Below are 20,879 nucleotides of genomic sequence, written 5' to 3'. Positions count from 1 at the left end.
AGGATTATAATGCCAAAAATTCTATCAGCGCATCGGCTTCTGAAAACAAAGGGTCTCCTTTTGGAATTTCGTCTGATAATTTTTTACGGATACGCAATGCTTCATCAGATTTACCGAGGCCATCATTTATAAGTTGAAAATACCGGTTAATTTCCGATAAATGGTTCGGGAGGCGTTCGTTTAAACCCATAAAAACCTCCAAAACATAAGAAGGCTTCATCCCGAAGAAACTGCCACATCGCTTTAATTTGTACTCATTCAATAAGAATACATTTGCTTTTTGCGAACTTAGTACAATGGGGCTGTGAGTAGTTACGACAAACTGTAAATTGGGGAAATTCTCGGTTAAGACATCTGCAATTTTCTGTTGCCATTTGGGATGTAAATGCAAATCTATTTCGTCTATTAGTATAATGCCTTTAGTTTTTTTCGGGGCATCCTCTTTCAAAAACGGGTTGATTGTATAACAGCGCCATGCTATTTCCAAAATTAGCCACAAGAAATTTCTATATCCGTCGCTCAATAATTTTTCGGGTATTATATCACCGTTTTTGAGTTGGAAAAACAACCCTTTATCGAGCCTGCTGTCTGTTTCCGGTTCATAGTAATAGATGTTTTGCCACTCCGTAAAATTTTGCAATAATAGCTTTTTTAACCCTTCAAGAGTGGAATTGGTGTAATCGGGATTTGTCTGCCGCATTTGGTACTGTTCAAACTCAGCATCTTTAAACCACAGTTGTATGTGCTTCTTTATGTTCGTAGCATTAAGGGCGTTATAATATGCACTAAGGCGGCCGATTGGTTTTTTTTCGCTTTCACGTCGAGGTACAAACAAGCGTTGTGTAGAAAAATAGGCAATCACAGGTAAATCGGTATTTTCACCATGTTGTACAATGCTCGCTGCTTTTGAAGATAGATCGGCCATTTCTTTGGCAAAAATTGATGTAATTCCACCTTCGATGGTATTTAATGTTCTCTTCCACGAAATTAGTTGCTTCATTACATATCCGGTTGCTTCTATCTCAACCGGCACCTGATATTCGGGCAAGCGGGAATTACTTGTGGCAAACAGCCGAATATCCGTTTTTTCTATATCCCTTTTTTCAACTTCAGACAACTTCATAAAGAAACTTCCTGCCGCTATCGAAATTGCCTCCAAAATGGCAGTTTTCCCAGATGCGTTTAACCCATAAACTATATTCATTCCGCTTTCAAGTTCAAAATTCAAATTTTGAAAACACTTGAAATTGGTTATTTGCAGCTTTCTCAAAAAAACTTCGTCCATAAAACTTATGCTTTGTTGGGCAAAATTACCTTTTTTATTGGTTTTCAAATTTATCTGGAAAACGAAAGAAACAGATACCCTGCTCTTTTATATTCAATAATCGGGATTAGACAGCTTATTCGGATTTACTTACCCTTTTTGCGCCAACAAAATCAATCTTTCAGAATCCTGGGGAGAATAAGGGTCTAACTCGTAATTACCCCATGTTTGGGTGAGAGTAAAACCCGTACTTGTTAGGGCTTTTTCGAACCAGGACAATGTAAGTGCCTGAACCCGCTCAACAAAGGTTGCTCTAAACTGATTAGACTCATCTATAACCGAAATCGTTTTGATGATATGATTAGCTGTTGCTCGCCGTGTGATGAAAAAGCGAACTCCTTCGACTTCTTTTTCTTCGTAAGCGACTAACTTGGCAATCACCCTATTAGTGTTAAAAAAATCAAGCACTAAATATCCCTTGTTTTTCAATTGGTGGAATATGGCATTCAGACATTGATAATTATCGTCAATATTTTCGAAGTAACCGAAACTGGTAAAAAAGTTAAAGATATAGTGAAAATAATCGGGATGAAATACCTCCCGCATATCATGAATATAAAACCGAAGGTTTTCTGATTCAAACTGTTTTGCCTGTGCAATACTTTCAGGGGAAAGGTCAATTCCGGAAACCTCAAATCCTTTTTGAGCTAAGTATCTTGCATGACGGCCTTTTCCGCAGGCTAAATCGAGGATAGTTGATTCGGGGGGGATTTGCAAATAATCGGACAGCCTGTCAATGAGATGTTGTGCTTCCGTGTCGTCTCTGTGTTGGTATAGCAGGTGGTAATAAGGTGAATTGAACCAGATTTCAAACCATGTTTCTTTTGCTCCTGTCATCCTTGAGTTGTATTATGTCAATTTAGATAAATATTGTGTGGTAAAGATAGTGAAATCTAAACATTCGCCCTCTTCAATAATAAAATCTAAATCCAGTTAAGTACTTGACCATATTTAGTTTGCATTAAAAGGGCTAAAATTGATTTTGAGATGATTGCCTATATTAGCCATACAACGATTGACAGCATAAAGGAGGCTATCTTTTTCGAGGTAATCTTCTGGAACAAGCCACTCACACTTTAACTTTCTCCACATCGTTTCGGCGATGTTCAAATGCGGCGAGTAAGTGGGCAGAAAAAAGACAAACAAGCCTCTGTTTTGCCAAATAGGCAGTAAGAGGTTCAATAATTTAGATTGGTGGACACTGGAATTATCCAAGACAACAACGGTATGTTTTCTGATGTTAAGCGATAATTTATCCAAATGATTGACAATAAACTTGGCATCTATATTCTGTTGGGTGGTTTCCCAATAGCATTGATTTGTTCTGCTAATCAAGCCAAATATATTGACTTTGTACCCTTTTTCTGTATATACAGCCACTTTCTCATCGGGGAATTGCCAGCCGTAGGGGACATATCCCTCGCTACTAACCCTGCTTTCATCGCCATAAAATAGGTCTATCTGCCCTTTTTGGACAACTTCTCCAATTCTTGCAAGTCCGATTTCTTCGACTGATAAATTTGCTCATCAGGCTTTCCTTTGCAACGCTTTCTTATACGTCTATATCGTCCCCAAGCTTTTTAAAAAACGTTTAAAAGTGCTCTTGCTTACTTCTTTTCCACTTGAAGCCTCCCATTCTGCCTTGGCGGTAGCTAATTTTTTGGCGATGCTGACTGACGGCTTCCAAGATAAGATGTTCATCCGATTTTTTATCAATAAGAGGCTTTTTGCCACGCCCCGGTTTGATGTATAAGCCTGCTATCCCATCTGATTTATACCGTTTTAACCAACTGTTCACACTCACATGACACATGCCTACTATGCTTCCTACATCTTTTGAATGCCGACCCTCAGCTTTTAACAAAATTGTCTGGCAGCGTTTTCGCAAACTATGGTTATCTGATTTTTTAAACAGTGTCTCTAACTCTTTTCGACCTGTTTCACTTAGTATCGGTGTGTTTACTCGTCCCATAGGCGCAAAAATACAAAATAATACAAACTATTTATGCAGTAATACTTATTTAGCAATAGTTGATGACCGGCTTTGGTTCCTGATTTATCTAAAACAAAAAAGGCGATGCCCATAACAAGCATCGCCTTTTCAAAGTAATAAGCACTAACTACTATAGCGGAGTAAGTACCATATCACAAGTTTCACCTTGTGGCGGATTGACATCGGTAAATAAAACGGTATAAGTTAGGGTGATAATTCCGGTAGCGTTGTCGCGGAAGCCCAAATTGTCAGCACCGGCTGCATCACCACTGCGGATTTGAAGGTTGCAAGCAGCGGGGGTTTGTTCTTGAACCAGGAAGTTGTCTGAATCGACCACTTTGGCGACAATATTAAACGGATTAGCCGGGCAATCGGGAGCAGCATTACCAAAACCGCCGAAACCTTGGATAATCATGTATTCTACACCCTGAGCAGAGGTTAAAATGCTGGCAGTGTAAGTATAGGTACCTGAAGGGCAAACATCCTGACCGCTATAGCTGGCGAAGTATTTGCTGCGGATTTCCTCGCTGCAGTCGCTACCTTCATAACCGGGGTTGCAGTAACATTCTCCATCTTCCGGATCGCATTCTGCGTTAGTGGGGCATTGTACATTATAGCACAAATCCTGAATTTCGCAATTGTCTCCGGAAAATCCTGCGGGACAGTCGCAGAAGCAGTTGCCATTGGCATCTTCTTTGCCTTCACCTCCGTTTTGACATTCCAAATCTGCACATTCGTTACAGGATGCCAAAAATAAGGCCATACTGAAAACCATGACCAGCGCCGATAAAAAGCGTGTTTGTTTGATCATTTTCATTTGTTACTTAAATTTAGTGAGATAATTATTTGTTAATTTTTGTATTGGGGCGCAAACCCCGCCGCAAATATCGGAATTAATTTTGTTCTTAAGAGTAAAATTAACAGACTTTTAAAACTTTCCTAAGTTTAACATTTGTTAGGACTTAGGTTTTTGAGGATGTTTAACGAAAAAAAAAGTGTTCCTATTGCCTGTCTGATATATGAATACCTAAAATTTAAAAAATGCCCTGACAGATTTTCAACCGTCAGGGCATTTTAGGTTTATCTACCTGAGTTCTAATGCAGTATGACTTTTTTAGAAATAAAGTCTTTGCCCGAACTAAGGGTAACGAAGTACAATCCGCGCGGTTTGTCGTTCATCTGAAGCGTTTGTTGATAGCCTCCGGTTGCATTTTGCTTGTCGAAATATACCTCTTTGCCAACGGCATCAAAAACACGAAGAGTAATTTGACGGGAGTCGGCAAACGGATAGGTAACATTAAATACCCCTGTTGTCGGATTGGGAGCAATCGTTAACAGACTGTTGTTCAGGGCACCTTCCATTCCAATATTGCTCACGACTTCCAATGTGCGGGTTCCGGTACGCACACAACCATTTGCATCTGTAACGGTAAGTGTTACGGTATAGAAGCCCAATGCCTGATAGAAAGTTACCGGATTTGCGATATTACCTACTGCTGTTTGTCCGTTTCCAAAATTCCATTGCCAGTAAGTGGCATTAGCAGTATTGTCATTAAACATTACCGGCGAGTTGATCTGAACAAAGTTGGGAACCGAAAAATCTACAAACAAAACACCATTAACAGTTACCGGTATGGTTATGGCATCACATCCTGCAATATTGCACGAAGCTAAAGTAACCTGATAGGTGCCACTTTGCTGATAAGAGTGCTGCGGATTTTGATCGGTAGATAAAGCACCACTGCCGTCTCCAAATTCCCAGGTCCATTCGCTGGGATAATTCATTGACAAATCGGTAAAGTCAACAATACCAAGGCAGGCATCAGTTACTTCATAACTAAAGTCAGGAGTAGGAGCTTCGTCAATAATTAAACAACTCCAGTTTAGCTCAAAACCTGTGTTGACCACCGATCCATCGGTATATTGCTGTAGCGTAATTGAGCCTCCGGTTGAAGTAACGATACCATCGCCGTTTGGAAGTGCCGGGCCTTTAAAGTTGCCAAGGAGTGGAGAACTTGTATTGGGACCATCATAGACACGTAAACCGTCGCAACAGTTTTCAAACTGGATATAGTTAAAGTTCAGGGTAATGGATAGTGCTCCCGGGGGGGCTATCGTTACAGTGCCGTTTTGATTATTGGCGTAATTGCCCGGTCCTCCACTGTCCTGCAAAACTCCGTAGCATCCGGTTAGCTGAAGGATACTGTTGTCGGAAGGCATGGGTATAGTGTCACAATAAGTTGATGTGAAATCTACTGTGATAAAATCGGTATAAGTAGCAGAGTTGCAACCAAGTGCATTGCAGGCCTCTAAACTTACAGTATAAACACCGCTATCAGTATAGGTATGGAGTGGGTTTTGAACGGTTGAACTGTTTCCGTCGCCAAAATCCCAGGTCCATGAACTGGGATTATTCAGAGTAGCATCGGTAAACTGAACTATGCCGTCGCAACTCAATTGGCTATCTACGGTAAAGGCAGCTTGCGGGAAGGCCTCAACTGTCAGGGTTATGGTTACGACCATGACCGGTTGTCCGGGTTGATTAGTGGCGATGAGTAAATCAAAGGTATAATCGCCTGCCAACATGCCGGTTGCATCAAAGTTTAATGACAGGTCGGTATTGTTGCCGGGCAGAACGGTGCCGCTTGTTGGAGAAACTGTTAACCAGGAAGGTAACTGACCGTTGGCATAACCAATAGCATTGGCAATCAAGGTTCCCAATGTAGCATCGCCGGAAGTCGAAAAGTTGTTTCCGAGATAGATGGCCTTACCGCTACCAATAGGTCTCACGGCAATGGCATCAACATTTGGCCCGAAACCGGGAGCTGATGCTACTTGTACCAAATCTGAGTCTACAAAATCGTAAGTAAAGGCCGCAGATGGCATAAGCCATGAAGAAGGTAGTCCGGCAGCAAGCGGATGAGTGGGGTTGGTAATCTGAATATTAGTGAAGGTCTGACCGGAGTAAGCCCCTGAAAACATACTGCCTGTGGTTACACAAACGCTACAGGTGCTGCCTACAAACACAACCGAACCGCCATTTTGTGCAAATGTATGCATTGCCGTTCCTAAATTGGCAATGGCAGTAGGATTTACCATTGCCGCATCTTGTTGCGGGATGAGCAATACTTGCTTTCCGACCAAGGCATTGGTCAATGCAACAGGGTTGGTCGTATTTATTTCTGTCAGGTTATAATCCGACACATAAGTGGTTAAGTAATTTTGCAGGGTAGTATAGTTGAAGGAATTGATGCCATAGGTAAGCGCCAGTATTTCAGCGGTTCCTGCTCCCGGAATGTTAAATTCGAGGGGACCGGCTCCGGTATTGCCTATGTTCAGTGTTTCAGTGGTGGAGTTTCCTGCTAATAACGTAACATTAAAAGAAGTCGGATTCAAAGTTGTAATCGGTGCGCCAACGCCGACACCGGAAACATCAATGGTAATAGGTGTTACATTATTGGTCAATGTAACCGTGCCTGTATAGGTTTGAATATTCGCAGGTGTGTAAGTAATCGTCAGGTTTGCGTTTTGAAGCGGAGGTATGATGATACTGCCTGCACTGGCTGCAAATTCCGGCAACGATGAAGAAATGTCTGTAATAAACAAAGTATCGGTGCCCGGGTTATCAATATTGATGGTTATGGCGTTGTTATTTCCAATAATAACATTTCCGAAGTCGAGGTTTGTGTCTGAAACTACAATTTGAGGTATTCCTATAACCGTCAGCGTTACCGGAACTGTAATCGTAGGATTGAGCGGGTCGTTTGTATTGATGATGAGTTCGGTTTGGTAGGTACCGCCCAGCAAATTGGTTGCGTCTAAGAAAACGTCAATCGTAGTTTCGTCCGGATAACCTACGTTTCCTTCTGTAGGATTATAGTCTAACCAAGGCACTACTGCCAGGCTTTCGGCCCATATCAGGGAGTTGGCTATAATTCTTTTGGCATTTTCGTCAGAACTGAAGTAGTCAAAGGCAATAGACACCACATAACCGGAACCAATTTGCGTGTAAGCCACTACTGACCCGCCACCACCAAATGGGCCTACGGGCTGAGAAACCAAAGTTACCACATCTGAGCCACTAAAGAAAATAGGGTAAGTTCCGTTCGATGGTGGGAAACTGGGAGAAATACCTTGGGTAATGGGGTGAGTATCGTCATCAACATTGACTGCAGTACCGGTATCAAAACCGGTTACTTCAACCGGCATCAATCCTGAATTAATGATGGGTAATGCGCTGGAAGTTCCGGCAAAAATGACGATTCCTCCGTTGTTGACAAAGGCTTGCAGTACCGGTGCAAAATCAATAAAAGGAGGAACTCCTGCTGAGGTTTCAATTTCCGGTACTAAGAAAACATCTTTGTCCAGCAACAGGGTAGCCAACTCTGCAGCACTGCTTGTATTGGTTTCGGTCAGGTTGTAGTTTGTATAATAGGTGTTGATAGCCGATAATGTGTTGGGATACTCTGTCGTAAAATCAACCCCATTGGTATAGGCCAATACTTGCAGCACCACTCCTAAATTTGAGGTATCAAATTGGTAATCAAGAGGGCCTAACCCTGAATTGGCAATCACCAAAGGAACAGTGGTTGAAGTGCCCGCATCAATTGTAACATTTATGGCAGGTGGTGTTACCGTTGTTACCGGAGCACCAACCCCAACTCCTGTTACTACGACAAAAAAGGTGCCTATATTGGTTTGGATGGTCAATGTCGCATTATAGGTTTGAATATCGGTAGGCGCAAAACTGATGACTACCTGTTGTTCTGCACCACCCCCATACAGCGAAAAGTTGTTGATGTCCACAGTGTATGCAGGGTCGCTTGAGGTAATATTGGTTATGTGCAGAGAATCTGTTCCGGGATTGCTAATGGTCAGCGTTTGTTGTACAACCAACCCCTGCATCAAGGTTCCAAAGTCAAAGTTAGCCGAAGAAAGGGCAAAACTCGGGGTACCTACAATGGTGATAACACATGGAACAATAATCTCCGGATTATCAGGGTCATTGGTATAAATAATCAGGTCTTGATAGTAAGTACCTCCATAAACATCGGTTGCGTTAAACTCTACATCAATGGTAGCATTTTCACCACCGCCCAAAAGCCCTGCATTTGAACTTATATACAGCCAACCCTGACTTTGAGCAGCCTGTGCTGCGTTTTGTACAGCATTGGCCTGAATTTTCTGCATATTTGAGTTGCTGTATCTGTAATCGTGCCCGATAAGGATGGCCTTACCGGCTCCAATGTTGCGGTAGCAAACCACATCATAATTGTTGTATTCAACCACTCTTACTACATCCGAATTGGTGATATCATAGTAAAAAGTAACTGAAAGGGCTTCATAGGGATTGGCTACCCCTTCAACAAGCGGGTCTTCAGGAAGGCTAAGATTGAGCGGTCCGCTGTAAAAGTTTTGATAAGTTCCGCTAAACAACCCAGTGTTAAAGATACAACTTGCCTGATTGGTGCCGTTCATCACAATAGTACCTCCGTTTTCAGCAAATGCCTGCAAAACAGGAGCAAATGCGGTAAAGGCGGCTGCATTACAGGTTTCCTGCTCGGGTATCAGGAGCACATCTTTGTCTTCCAAAGCTGCTTCCAGTTCGGCAGCAACGTAAGTAGTGATTTCCGTCAGTTGATAGTCTGTATAATAATTGTTAATGGCCTGCAAAGTAAATGCATATTCCTGAGCGAGGTCTGCACCGTTAATCAGGGACAACACCTGTAATTTTTTGGCCGATTGCAGAGGAGCCCCTTCGATACTGTACACGAGCGACCCGCTGCCGATATTGGAAATATTGAGCGGATAAATAATTGAATCGCCATAGTTAAGGGTAACATTAAAAGAGGTAGGATCAACCGTAACGCCGGCCAATTCCTGAACCAGAATCTCTGCACTGTAGGTGGTGGTTTCACCGGTACACCCGATAGCCGTTAACACAATAGTATAAGTACCGGGGGCAGTATAGCGATGATCGGGATTGTCTTCTGTTGAAGTGTTGCCATCTCCAAAATCCCAGCTATAAGAAGAAGCACCTGTAGAGCTGTTGATAAAATAGACCGGCCAATTGGCAGGAGGATTTAAATCTGAAACAACAAATGAAGCAGAGGGGGTTCCACTTCCCCCGCCGCCGGCAATCCAGTTGGCTACAAAACCATCACCTAATACAGAGCCGTCGGTTCTGAAACGCAAGGTCATCGAACCGCCGGTTGAAACGATAGGGCTTCCCCCGTTTGGCAGTGCCATTCCACCATACGTACCTATAAGTGGACTGGCGGTTGATGGACCGTCATATAAATCCACGAAGTCGCAACATGCTTCCGTGCTAAACACTGCAAAAGAAATCTGAACAGGTATGGTGCCTGGCGGATCAATCACCACAAAAGCATCTATGCCGTTTGTGTATTGTCCCGAACCGCCCGAATCGAGGATAGTACCTTCACAACCTGTTTCGGTTGGTGCCTGCCCTGATACCGGTAGGGTAACTACATTTTGGGCAAATGCCACTTGTATTGTGGCGAATATCAGCACGGTAAAAAAAAGTGTAAATTTTCTCATCATTAGTTTTTTTTAAGTTCAAGTGCATTTCAGCCTATAAAAGTAGGTTTTTTTGCGCAATAAGCATCGCAAAAAAAAGGTTTTGCAAAAAATGTCGTAAGCTATACCTTTATGGATAGGTAAAGAATGAGGCAAAGTTAGAAATTCTTAGGCAATTCTTTACCATGACAGCAAACACAGATAATTCTCTCCAAATTCAGTCAAAACAACTCTTTCGCTTTGGGTCTTTCATCCGATTTTAAATAAAACCGGTATCGGAAATAACCTACCCGTTTGGTGTAACGCTATGAAGTAACCTCTAACGCTTTTTGCAGGAGTTGGACAAAGCGGTAAGCATCTTCATACTTGTTGTAAAGCGGAGTGGGTGCTACTCTGATGACATTTGGGTTTCGCCAGTCGGCAATCACACCGGCTTGGGTTAGATGGTCAAAAATGGCACGACCTTGATTGCCGTTGAACATGATGGAGAGTTGGCAACCTCTTTCGCGGATATCTTCAGGTGTAATGATGCTAAACGGATTGTTGCCCACTTCGCTGTTCATTTTTAGGAGTAGTTGCTCTAAATAGCCTGTGAGTAAGATACTCTTTTGCCGAAGGTTATGGATGCCGGCTTGGTCGAAAATTTCGAGCGATGCCCGAAGTACTGCCATTGGCAATATCTGTGCATTACTTAATTGCCAACCCGCAGCACCCAACTGTGGCATAAAATCGGGGCGCATATCGAACCTCGTTTTTTCGTCATTTCCCCACCAACCGGACAGACGGGGGGTGTCAGGATTGTTAGCATGTTTTTCGTGAATAAACACACCGCTCACTCCACCCGGGCCGGAATTGAGGTATTTATAAGAACACCATGCTGCAAAATCTACTTCCCATTCGTGAAGTTCCATCGGCAGATTTCCGGCTGCATGGGCAAGGTCGAAGCCAACCATCGCACCGGCCTTGTGGCCGGCTTGGGTTATTGCGGGCATATCAAAAAACTGACCCGAGTAGTAATTTACTCCTCCAAGCAATACCAAAGCAAGTGAATCGCCCAATTGCTCAATGGTGTTCAAAATGTCTTCGGTTTGCAAATAATGCTCGCCGGCTCGTGGAGCTATTTCAATAATGGCATCTTTGGGATTCAGCCCATGCCATTGTGCTTGGCTGACTACGGCATATTTGTCGGATGGAAAAGCAGGCGATTCAATTAAGATTTTGTATCGTTTTGTAGTTGGGCGGTAAAAACTGGCCATGAGCAAATGCAGGTTGACCGTTAGGGTGTTCATCGCCACTACTTCGTGGGGCAACGCACCAACTAAACGGGCAAGACTGTCTGCAAGGAAATGATGGTAGTAAAACCATGCGTTTTTGGCTTTCAAATGCCCTTCTACTCCTAAACTTCGCCAATCTTCCAGTTCTTGTTCCACATATTGTTGCGCCGTTTTTGGCTGTAAGCCCAAAGAATTTCCACAGAGATAAATTACGTCTTCCCCATTTGCGGTTTTTGGAATAAAGAATAGGGAACGAAAACTTTTTAACCCATCTTCGGCATCCAAATCGGAATAGTGGGGCAAACCTGGATTTTTGGAAACGTCAATATCAGACATAAATGGATTGAATGGCTTTTTTATGGGTTAATCCGAACGTTTTAAATGGTAAGTGGGGGTTAATGCGCTATATTAGATAACCTTTCTACCTGAATACCGGTCTTAGTTTGGCTTTTGCATCACCGTTCCACAACTTTTGCAGGTGCGGAGTTCTTCAGAGCCATAAAACTCAGACATCACCTTGGGCAACTGAGTTTCAATATCGGTTAGGTCGAAATAGGTCTCGTGCATTTTTGCACTGCAGTTTTCACAATACCATAAGAATCCGTCTTTTTCACCCGGTTTGCGATAGCGCTCAATGACTAAGCCCACCGTGTTGGGACCACGACGGGGCGAATGTGGAACTCGTGGGGGCAACAAAAACATTTCTCCCTCACGGATATGGATATCAACAGGCTTGCCGTCTTCGATGATTTTTACGGTAATATCTCCTTCTACCTGAAAAAACAACTCCTCGCCTTCTTCATAATGATAATCCTTTCGGGAGTTGGGCCCGCCCACTACCATGACTATAAAATCGTCGTTGGCATGAAATACCTGTTTGTTTCCAACCGGTGGTTTGAGCAAATGCCGGTTTTCATCTATCCACTTTTGAAAATTAAAGGGTTTGGGAATAGCCATAATGTAAGAGTTTTAAGCTGATTAATTCATATTTTCTACTGATAACAACCGACCTATTATTTTTTCTTTTCGACCAATAATGCTTGTTTAATATCTATGCGTTTGCCATCCATTTTGGGTACAATAAACGCATCTTTAATGCCTAAATGCTGTATGTCTTTTTTAAAATTCACCGATTCATCATAAGTTCTGAATTTGGCAAGCGTGTATTTATCGAGGCTATCGGCAGCTTCGCTTTTCAGGTGGTCAAAAGCCTGCCGGTATTGATTGAGGTTAAAGTATTTAAATGCCCCGATTTGTACTTCATAATGTAGCCCTTCATCTTCAATATGCCCGCCGACTATGGGTTGAGGGGTGTTTTGCAAGATATCTATCCGCTGTTTCAGGCTATCGTTTAGCTGTTCAAGGTCTGCAATCTTTGCAGCAGCCTGACTGCCGATTTCACCATTTTGTCTGTTGGTGCCCTTAATTGAATAATCTGACAGCGTAGCTTTGTTGTAAATAGTATATCCCAACAACAGCAAAAACAATCCGATAAATATATAAAGCCATACGGCTTCGTTCTGATACCTCGACATTGTTTATTCTTTATCCAATCTCAAAAAATCAATCTTGCGGCAAAACATAAATCGTCCGGATAATCATCCGAATGGCCATGTGATCAAAATCGGTATTAAAAGTACCTTTTTTGCATGACTTGATAAGGTTTGGCACAAAGAAAAGCATTTTTAATGCAATCAGAGGTATTGCAAACGGAAAAAACGCTGATTTGGGTTTAGTTTTAAGGGGGAGTCCTGATACCACAATAAAAACCGCCGATAGGCTGACTCGTTGTTTTTCTTCCATTCTTCAAACTCATTGGGCTGCCCGCTTTTAAAGACCCAATAGGTATATGCTTCCAAATGCCCCGCGTCTTTCACCTTTTCCCACCAATCAAACAACAGATTAGGATATTGGTGTTTGAAAGCAGCAGTTGACCAGTTCTCAATAAAACGGACACGCAATTGATACAAAGCCTGTATGTTTTTGTTTGTCATTTCTGAAGTCAGGGCGTTGGTCATTGTTTCGTCAATAGCTACCTGAAACGGAGTTATCTCCCCTTGCTCAGCAGCGCCGAGCATGGTGTACATCCGGGCGCGTTCGCTGAAACAAACCCAGTTTTGCCAGCTCGAATTTGGATTAACCATAACAGCACTTTGGTACGTTTTGAACAGCAGGGAACTGATTTCGACCGTCCGTACCGTGTTTGGCTCAAGCATTAAAAACAACTCGCCATACAGTATGCCCCAAATTTTTTCAGAAGACAGGCAATATAGTTTCGATGCCCAGTAATAGTTGGAAGAATAGGAAGGATCATTCTGAATACCCATTTCCCAGTAATCTACTGCCAAATCGTTATTACCCGATTGATAGGCAGCGCCGCCTAATTCTAAATACAGTTGCCCCGCATCCGGAAAGCGCTTAATTCCTGCTTTATAAGTTGAAACAGCCTTATCCGGCTGTTTGTTAAGGTCATAAGCATTGCCCAGCATCTGATAAAAACGGGCATCGGGCGCTTTTTTCCCTCCGGCAAATGGTTTTAACTCCTTGATAACAAGGTCATAGTTTTTTTGCTGATAATATACATAGGCTGTTTCATAAGCAAAGTTGAGATTTTGAGGGTCCAGTTTTTTTGCCTGTGCCAATAACTGAATTGCATCAGTATATGCCTTATGCTTGTCGGCAAGTTCTATAGCTTGTTTTGCCAAAGACAATGCTTTTTGGTCATTCCCCACCGTTTGTGCATCCAAATAAGGATGCAGATACAATAAAATAGTAACCAAAAGAATTGCTCGCATACGTTTAAAAGGGGTTAGCCAATTAAAAACAAAAAGTCCGGCAAGTATATTGTAACTTTTCCGAACTTTCGTGTTAAAATTTGTCAATTGCTGTCAATTTGCTTTGTTGAGCCAAAAAACCAAACGTTTTAGCTGTGTCCATGTATCGCCTGAAAAATAATAGGCCGGATAACTGGTTTTGCTGATTCGGTCGTAAAAATAGTAACGATAGGCGAAATATGATTTATCTTCAATCGAATTGGTCGTTGGATTGATGATTTTTTTGCTGCCATAAAACAAGTCCCGTTTTAACACAAACCTGTAAACATTCATATCGGGATATACTTCATCAATTTTTACGGCAGGAATGGTGATCAGGCTTCCCTGATATCCCTTAAACAACTCTTCTAATTTTTGGTTGTCTTGTTCCAGACTTTCGTTGGCTTCGGTCAGGAAGTCTATTCTCTCATCTTCATACATCTCGTCAATATTGCTATATGCCATATTAGGATCCTGATACCTGAACCGTTCGACCAAAACAGTAGTACTTTTAATTCCCTGTGGAATCCATTGCGGTTGTTGGGCTTTCATCAGATTGGTGGCGATAAAAAAACCAACCATGAGGCTAATCACAAAAAATATTTTATTCATAAAAAAACGGAGTGTTTAAAACATGAGGTTTTTGTGCGCTTCCGGTGAGCTTGGATATACAAACGCAAAAAGGGTTTAAAAAAGTTTGAGGTAAAAGTAAATAAAATATGGAAACAGTAGAAAACCAATCTGAACTTATGTCCGGAAAACGAAAAACCAACGGCAGATTGGTCAATTATACTTACATAAAAACACATTTAACCCAGAGTTTACCAAAATTTCAGATTTTTTTTGCCTTCACAAAGACATGATGTCCCTCCACATCGCTTTTTTGTGCCCCTGCAATGACTTGTTGCACCCCTGCTTTAAGTTCATGTACCTCTGCAATGACTTGTTGCACCCCTGCATTAGGTTAATTTGCCCCTGCAATGACCTGTTGCACCTTTGCTTTAAGTTAAAGTACCCCTGCAATAACCTGTTGCACCCCTGCATTAAGTTAAAATACCTATGCAATGACCTGTTGCACCCCTGCTTTAGGTTAAAGTACCCCTGCAATGACTTATTGCACCCCTGCTTTAAGTCATTGTCAACCCTATTTTTTACCTCAATCTCGATTTTTTCACAATAAGTGTTTAGCAAGAAAGTTGAAACAGGCTGATCGTGTGGTACAATTCCGGCATTTTCATTAAAAAAATAAATCAGGTAAAAACCTTTGCACCACATAAGACGTTTGAAATGTATGGTCTGAATTTTAAAACCACTCCCGGCTTCAATAAAAATGTTTGAAATGAAATTAAGTTTGAAAAGCACCGGTTTTTGGATGGTCTGTATCCTCCTGTTGTCTGTATGGGTTTCATGCCGGCAAGACGGAAAAGCAGATGCCCAAACCGCAACCGGTCAGGGCAACTCAGAACAGCAAGAACCCGTATTTTCGCCCGAAAAAACGCTCAAAGCCTATTATGAATATTTGGTGCAGCATGATGTGTACAGGTTGCGATCGTTGTTATACGACCCATCGTCCGAATATTACCCCCCGCGCGGGTTGGTAATTAATACCTATCAGATTACCGGCAAAAAAACAATTACTAAAGAAGAAGCCGAATCTATAGATTTTATTCCACCCCTTCAGGCAAATGATGTCCAGTTAGAGGTCAGGGAAATCAGAAACGGAACCCCGGAAAAAGTAACCTATTGGTTCCGGCAAAACGAAGAGGAATGGTATATCTGCGGTTGGTCGCAGCAAGTAAACCCTGTTGAAGAAGAAGACGACTTTTAGTTTTAAATGAATGGTTGTAATTTTTTCTGAGATTTTTACCGGACTCCGGTATCTTCAACAAAAGATATTCTACTTCAGCTTCTTTTGTTTTTTCCCCATAGGGCAACTTTGTCTGAAAGGTGAGTTGTAACAATCCAAAAAATCAAAAAAGAACTGTTTATTTTGTCAACAATTTTTGAAGCACTTCTTCATACGTTTTTGTTGTTCGGACATTGTTGACATAAACGACAATAAAAGAGTCGAGGTATTTCATTTTAATCAGTTGATTGTAATAGGTAAAGGCATCAACCGGATTGTCGAAATTACCACTGACATACCTCGTTAGCCCGTTTGGTGAGAATTCTGTCTGTGAAGGGTGGGGCAGTTTAGTCAGAAAAGAATTGGTTTTCAACAGTGGCTTTTTAAAAGCACCTATTTGAATTTTAAAAGTTAAAGTTTCTTTGTCTGTTGCCGGTTCCGGAATGTAAGATACTTGGTCTTCTATAGGCTGAGGATTGTACAAAAGTGTATCAGGGTCCGATTCTACTACATTGTTTACTGGAACAGGTACAATCTCATCAGACCAAACAATCACGTTCATATAAATGCTGTCTTTATCTATATGGACAGTAGTGATGTCCATAGAATTATTGACCAGATTGTCGCTGTTCAGCACATCTATCTGGTATAATTTATCCCGCTGCAAAAGAAAATGAAACGAACCGTTTTCAGAGGTATTTGTTCTGCTGACTTTTTGTTTGTTGGGTAGAGGCAGTTTGTCTGTCAGAACGATGGTTTTTCCGTTCATCGGTTCATTGTAAATTTTGCTAAACAAAAAGCCTTTTAATATAATCGTGTTATTAGCCTGCTCATCAAAAGCAGCAGTGTCAGACACTAATATCACATCATCAGGATTAATTTCGGAACCGCTATTACTTACCTGTTTAATCGGTGTTTTGGGTGTACCTTCATCTTCAATATATATAACCGGCGGTTTCTCAATCAACTGCTCCGCTTTTTTGGGTTTAATTTCTACTTTATAAATGTCATCGCTCAGGCTACCCTCGCGGTTGGAGGCGAAATACCCCGTTCTTTTATCTTTGGTCAAAATAAGCCCAAAATCATCTTTGGAGCTATTTAACGGGAAGCCCAGATTTTTTATAACCCATGCGTTGTTTTCTTTGTTGGCCATGTATATATCCGTTCCTCCTAATCCGCCCCATCCGTCTGATGAGAAAAACAAACTGCCGTCATCCTGAATAGTTGGAAACATTTCATCGCCTCTGGTGTTGATTTCTGGCCCCAGATTTTCCGGTTCAGACCATTTGCCTTGTGTGTATTGGCTCATATAAAGGTCTTTCCCTCCAAAACCACCCGGAAAATCGGCGGTAAAATACAGGGTTTTCCCGTTAGGTGATAATGCAGGATGTCCGATAGAATAACCTTCTTTGTTAAATGGCAAGGCTTCGACATCCTGCCAACGGCCATTGGCCCATTTGGCCTGATATAATTTTAAAAAGGAAGTTCCTGTTTTTTTTAACTCGCTTTTTAGTTCGCTACGGTTAAAATACATGATGGTATTGTGAACATTAAATACTGCCGGACCTTCATGAGCCGGAATATTGGTTTTGCCTTCCAATACAACAGGGGTGTCCCAGCCATCTTTAAGTTCGGCAACATAAAACAGGTCTTGAAAAGATTCACCGGTCCAACCATCTTTAATATCAAAAGATGTTAATGTTCGGTTTGAGGTAAACACCAGCCCTTCTTTAAAAAAAGCCGGTGCATAATCAGAAGCCTTTGAATTAAACGAGGGTTTTGAGATGTTGTATTGTGCCGAATCCAACTGCAATCTATCGAAGTATTTACAGTCTTTGGCAAACACCCACCCCCTGTTGTCATAAGGAGCCAACTCCGTATAATTTATAAAAACGTCTAAAGCTTCTTTGTATTTTTGATTGGACATGAGCGCCTGACCAAGACGGAACACTAACAAGTGGTTTTCGGGATTAAACTTGATGGCTTTTTTATAGGCAGATTCCGCCTTTCGGGTATTACTGGTCAGGCGATAACACTCTGCCAGTTTTTCAAGTGCTTCCGCATTGTTTTTCTCTTTTCGCAACACTTGTTCGTAAAAACCGATTGCTTTGGAATATTCATACCTGTTAAACAATTCATTTGCTGTTTTCAAAGCATTGCTTTGCCCCAAAACCGGAATATTAATGCCCAAAAAAAGTACTGCTATTAACAGAACTAAGCACTGTTTCATAATTATTATCTTATTCGGCATCTGACTAATAAATTTTAATAAGGTTCAAACTTTTAAAAAAAACAGGCCTTTAGAATCTAATATATTAACTGCTTGGTTGTTCATCGCTTGCTAAGCTTGCACATTTGATTTTACATCTTTATGCTAATTGATTATAAAAAGCATGTGCAAATGTAGAAAAAAAACTTGCACAATTTGAAATTAAAATCCGAAATGTATTTTATTCTGACAAATAAATAAAGTAATTGTTGTGTTTTTACAGGTTAAAGGTAAAAATAAAGACGACTTGTTATACTTTTTGCTTGTTATTCTGCAATTTTCAGAAAATAATAGTACATATAAATTTAAAATTCTGCTTGGTTAAGCGATAATCATCCAAAAAAACAGGTGGTTTCAACGATACCTGATAAAAAATACAAATCAGATGATTTTCACATGCCGCGGTATCAGCTATTTGTTTTTATACGACACAAACTAAAAAGTCCGCCCAAAGCTTGCATCTTCAGGCGGACATGATATAGAAATGAACACTGTTTTTTACCTTTCGGCAGCAGCCTTCTATTTTACTAAAAGCTTAATTCGCTGAGTTTTACCTTCAATAGTAACTTCGGCAATATACATCCCGCTTTGCAACCCATCGGCACTTATGGTAAAATGGTGCGCCTGAACATCACTAAACGTGAGTACGGGCTTACCGGTTAAATCAAAGATGCGGATCTGGCTGATTGGGTATTCCAGATTCTTAACCATAAATGTAGTGTGTTGACCCATTGGGTTGGGATATGCCATGACGTTTTGCTTGTCGTTATCCATCAAGTCTGAAGTTCCGGAGGTGGTGCAGTCTTCTTTGAGAGAGTCGAACCAGTTTTTGGAAGCGAGGATAGCAGGCAAAATACAAGAGCCATGACCAAAAGAAGCACCTCTGCTAACGGCAGTTACATTCGTTGCACCATTGGCAATAAATGAGTTTTGGGCAACAATGGCGTTTTGATAATAAATAGATTGGTCACCTTCACAATAAGACATTTGAACAGGGGCAACAGGTGCCCAATCGTAAGCGTCATTATCGCGGAGTACAACCCGGAAAGGGTGGTCGGGATTGGATAAGAAATCGGCCAACAAATCAGGTTGAATCAAATCGGCAGGGTTAGTGGGCAACATGCCGTTCAACTCGCCCAAAGGTGTGTTAAAAGCGGTTAACCGGTTGTATAATATTGTATCGTATGGTGACTGGAACACTTCGTCAAACTCCCATTCAATCAGTTCGGGGTAAATTTCTTTAAAAGCCATTATGATGTATCCTAAATAGACATTCCCTTCATAATAATCATCGTCAAAAACAAAATCAGTTTGAACACCCGACATATCATAAGCACCGGAAAGCGGGGCACAGGCTGTAACGGTAAATTCATCGGCATAATAGGTTTCAATTTCTCGGTGTGCTGCCATAGCGGAATGTCCGCCCTGGGAATAGCCGGTAATGAAAATTTGACCGTTTAATTCAATACCTTTTCCGGCACAAAAATGACGGGCTGCCCTTAGCATATCTACATTAGCTGTTCCGGTAGATTTGGCATGTTGATAATTAGGGAAACCCGGACTATCGCCATATCCAACAAGATCTGGCAACACCCCGACATAACCTGATGCTGCATAACCTACTCCGAGCATGTGTTCGGTTCCGAGGTTAGAAGGCATGGAAGCGAGATCTGAAAAAGTGCCGTGGTTATATACCCCCAACGGTGCCGGACAAGTAATACCGACAGGAATAACTACTAACCCGGTTGCAAAAGTTGGTGAACCGTCTGCATCAATAGTCTGATAACTGATTTTGTATTCTTCCACTCCAAAATCTGAAGCAAGTATTCCCGGAGGGATGCCGTTCTGGGAATACAATACGTTTACCTCGGCAGCCGTAAAATTGGCCAGCAAAGTATCTGACAACAAGTCCCCTCGCTCCTGAGCTGACATCCAAACAAAAGCAAAGCAAAGAACTAAAAATGTTAAAATCTGTTTCATGTTTTTGTATGTGATTTAAAATGAAAATTCGAAATTGTTTTTGAAACCCATCCGGGTAACTTTTAATGTGAATGAGCCATGCCTACTGCACTGATTTGTGCGCTTCCGGCAGAAAACAGCGCTGAAGCACAGGCTTCCATCGTTGATCCGGTAGTAATTACGTCATCTACCAGCAACACATGCTTTTGTCTGATTAACTCGGGATTACCCACCTTGAAAATATCTCTGACATTCTCCCAACGCTCATATCTCGATTTTCGCCGGGTTTGTGAGGAGGAATTTATGAGTCTCTGCACCACATTATCTGACCATGGGATACCCAGGCTTTCGGACAATCCCTTTGCAAAATAATCACTTTGGTTATATCCGCGCTTTTTTTTCTTCTTGGGATGCAGTGGTACTGGAACAATTAAATCTGCAGTCCTGATTGTTTCCGATTGCGCCAAAAACTGTCCAAACAACCGGCCGGCTTTTTCCCCGATTTCTTTTTTCCCCTGATATTTAAACTGGTGGATGAGCCGCTGTACCCGACCTCCTTTTTGGAATATATATAAGGCAGCAACATTAGATACGCGGATACGACCCCAAAAAAGCATTGCAAGCGGGCTGTCGTGAAATAAATGAGCGTTGGTTTGAGGCAGGTTGTATTCACAAAAAACACAAAGAATGGTCTCGCTTTTACATAGTTTCTTACCACAGCAAGCACAAGACTGCGGAAAAAACAAGTTTAAAACATCTTGTAACCATTCAGCTAAATACATGATTCAAAAAAGGGGATAAGAAAAGACGGGTAAATATAGTGTTTACTTTCTAAATGCTGTAAAAGCATTTCAATTTTTT

Annotated in this window: 15 protein-coding genes; 1 reads left to right on the top strand and 14 read right to left on the bottom strand. The window is 41.6% G+C overall.

Translation table 11 applies throughout. The annotated features are described in order from the left end of the window. Positions 1–4: 4 nt before the first annotated feature. The 11 genes from IPM47_06980 to IPM47_06930 form a co-directional block, all read right to left on the bottom strand. A complete protein-coding gene (locus IPM47_06980; protein ID QQS30667.1) occupies positions 5–1,285 on the bottom strand; it encodes an AAA family ATPase in 1,281 nt (426 codons plus the stop codon). Positions 1,286–1,414: 129 nt separating this feature from the next. Then, the gene (locus IPM47_06975) at positions 1,415–2,161 is read right to left on the bottom strand and encodes a methyltransferase domain-containing protein (GenBank protein ID QQS30666.1); all 747 of its coding nucleotides are present in this window, start codon (positions 2,159–2,161) and stop codon (positions 1,415–1,417) included. 114 nt (positions 2,162–2,275) lie between these two features. Continuing rightward, complete coding sequence (locus IPM47_06970; GenBank protein ID QQS31410.1) at positions 2,276–2,785, bottom strand: transposase; 510 nt, start codon at positions 2,783–2,785, stop codon at positions 2,276–2,278. Positions 2,786–2,915: 130 nt separating this feature from the next. Then, complete coding sequence (locus tag IPM47_06965) at positions 2,916–3,296, bottom strand: helix-turn-helix domain containing protein (GenBank protein QQS30665.1); 381 nt, start codon at positions 3,294–3,296, stop codon at positions 2,916–2,918. Between the two features lie 151 nt (positions 3,297–3,447). Beyond that, complete coding sequence (locus tag IPM47_06960; GenBank protein ID QQS30664.1) at positions 3,448–4,134, bottom strand: hypothetical protein; 687 nt, start codon at positions 4,132–4,134, stop codon at positions 3,448–3,450. Between the two features lie 278 nt (positions 4,135–4,412). Continuing rightward, on the bottom strand, positions 4,413–9,878 hold the full coding sequence (locus IPM47_06955; GenBank protein ID QQS30663.1) for a PKD domain-containing protein: 5,466 nt from the start codon (positions 9,876–9,878) through the stop codon (positions 4,413–4,415). 284 nt (positions 9,879–10,162) lie between these two features. Further along, positions 10,163–11,467, bottom strand: a complete 1,305-nt coding sequence (kynU, locus tag IPM47_06950) for a kynureninase (GenBank protein QQS30662.1) — start codon at positions 11,465–11,467, stop codon at positions 10,163–10,165. Positions 11,468–11,569: 102 nt separating this feature from the next. Beyond that, positions 11,570–12,088 (bottom strand): 3-hydroxyanthranilate 3,4-dioxygenase, encoded by a 519-nt coding sequence (locus tag IPM47_06945; protein ID QQS30661.1) that lies wholly within the window; start codon positions 12,086–12,088, stop codon positions 11,570–11,572. A gap of 56 nt (positions 12,089–12,144) precedes the next feature. After that, on the bottom strand, positions 12,145–12,666 hold the full coding sequence (locus IPM47_06940; protein ID QQS30660.1) for a hypothetical protein: 522 nt from the start codon (positions 12,664–12,666) through the stop codon (positions 12,145–12,147). Positions 12,667–12,825: 159 nt separating this feature from the next. Further along, positions 12,826–13,926: a tetratricopeptide repeat protein gene (locus IPM47_06935; protein ID QQS30659.1), complete on the bottom strand. Its 1,101-nt coding sequence runs from the start codon at positions 13,924–13,926 to the stop codon at positions 12,826–12,828. A 93-nt stretch (positions 13,927–14,019) separates the two neighbouring features. Further along, entirely contained in the window at positions 14,020–14,556 is a 537-nt protein-coding gene (locus tag IPM47_06930) for a hypothetical protein (GenBank protein ID QQS30658.1), read from the bottom strand. Between the two features lie 727 nt (positions 14,557–15,283). On the opposite strand from IPM47_06930, the gene IPM47_06925 reads away from it, so the two are divergent. Then, complete coding sequence (locus IPM47_06925) at positions 15,284–15,772, top strand: hypothetical protein (protein ID QQS30657.1); 489 nt, start codon at positions 15,284–15,286, stop codon at positions 15,770–15,772. A 157-nt stretch (positions 15,773–15,929) separates the two neighbouring features. On the opposite strand, the gene IPM47_06920 is transcribed toward IPM47_06925, so the two are convergent. From IPM47_06920 to IPM47_06910, 3 genes are all read right to left on the bottom strand, one after another. Then, entirely contained in the window at positions 15,930–18,020 is a 2,091-nt protein-coding gene (locus IPM47_06920; protein ID QQS30656.1) for a PD40 domain-containing protein, read from the bottom strand. 558 nt (positions 18,021–18,578) lie between these two features. After that, a complete protein-coding gene (locus IPM47_06915; protein QQS30655.1) occupies positions 18,579–20,039 on the bottom strand; it encodes a T9SS type A sorting domain-containing protein in 1,461 nt (486 codons plus the stop codon). A 62-nt stretch (positions 20,040–20,101) separates the two neighbouring features. Then, positions 20,102–20,800 (bottom strand): ComF family protein, encoded by a 699-nt coding sequence (locus tag IPM47_06910; GenBank protein QQS30654.1) that lies wholly within the window; start codon positions 20,798–20,800, stop codon positions 20,102–20,104. Positions 20,801–20,879 lie beyond the last annotated feature (79 nt).

It is taken from the genome of Sphingobacteriales bacterium (genome assembly GCA_016700115.1).
In the GTDB taxonomy this organism is placed as follows: domain Bacteria; phylum Bacteroidota; class Bacteroidia; order Chitinophagales; family UBA2359; genus UBA2359.
This window is presented reverse-complemented; position numbering and strand designations above follow the sequence as displayed.

What these genes read in the sequence shown, in the direction of transcription:
- IPM47_06980 (QQS30667.1), bottom strand. Translation starts at nt 1,285, where the DNA reads ATGGACGAAGTTTTTTTGAGAAAGCTGCAAATAACCAATTTCAAGTGT.
- IPM47_06975 (QQS30666.1), bottom strand. Translation starts at nt 2,161, where the DNA reads ATGACAGGAGCAAAAGAAACATGGTTTGAAATCTGGTTCAATTCACCT.
- IPM47_06965 (QQS30665.1), bottom strand. Translation starts at nt 3,296, where the DNA reads ATGGGACGAGTAAACACACCGATACTAAGTGAAACAGGTCGAAAAGAG.
- IPM47_06960 (QQS30664.1), bottom strand. Translation starts at nt 4,134, where the DNA reads ATGAAAATGATCAAACAAACACGCTTTTTATCGGCGCTGGTCATGGTT.
- IPM47_06955 (QQS30663.1), bottom strand. Translation starts at nt 9,878, where the DNA reads ATGAGAAAATTTACACTTTTTTTTACCGTGCTGATATTCGCCACAATA.
- kynU (QQS30662.1), bottom strand. Translation starts at nt 11,467, where the DNA reads ATGTCTGATATTGACGTTTCCAAAAATCCAGGTTTGCCCCACTATTCC.
- IPM47_06945 (QQS30661.1), bottom strand. Translation starts at nt 12,088, where the DNA reads ATGGCTATTCCCAAACCCTTTAATTTTCAAAAGTGGATAGATGAAAAC.
- IPM47_06940 (QQS30660.1), bottom strand. Translation starts at nt 12,666, where the DNA reads ATGTCGAGGTATCAGAACGAAGCCGTATGGCTTTATATATTTATCGGA.
- IPM47_06935 (QQS30659.1), bottom strand. Translation starts at nt 13,926, where the DNA reads ATGCGAGCAATTCTTTTGGTTACTATTTTATTGTATCTGCATCCTTAT.
- IPM47_06930 (QQS30658.1), bottom strand. Translation starts at nt 14,556, where the DNA reads ATGAATAAAATATTTTTTGTGATTAGCCTCATGGTTGGTTTTTTTATC.
- IPM47_06925 (QQS30657.1), top strand. Translation starts at nt 15,284, where the DNA reads ATGAAATTAAGTTTGAAAAGCACCGGTTTTTGGATGGTCTGTATCCTC.
- IPM47_06920 (QQS30656.1), bottom strand. Translation starts at nt 18,020, where the DNA reads ATGAAACAGTGCTTAGTTCTGTTAATAGCAGTACTTTTTTTGGGCATT.
- IPM47_06915 (QQS30655.1), bottom strand. Translation starts at nt 20,039, where the DNA reads ATGAAACAGATTTTAACATTTTTAGTTCTTTGCTTTGCTTTTGTTTGG.
- IPM47_06910 (QQS30654.1), bottom strand. Translation starts at nt 20,800, where the DNA reads ATGTATTTAGCTGAATGGTTACAAGATGTTTTAAACTTGTTTTTTCCG.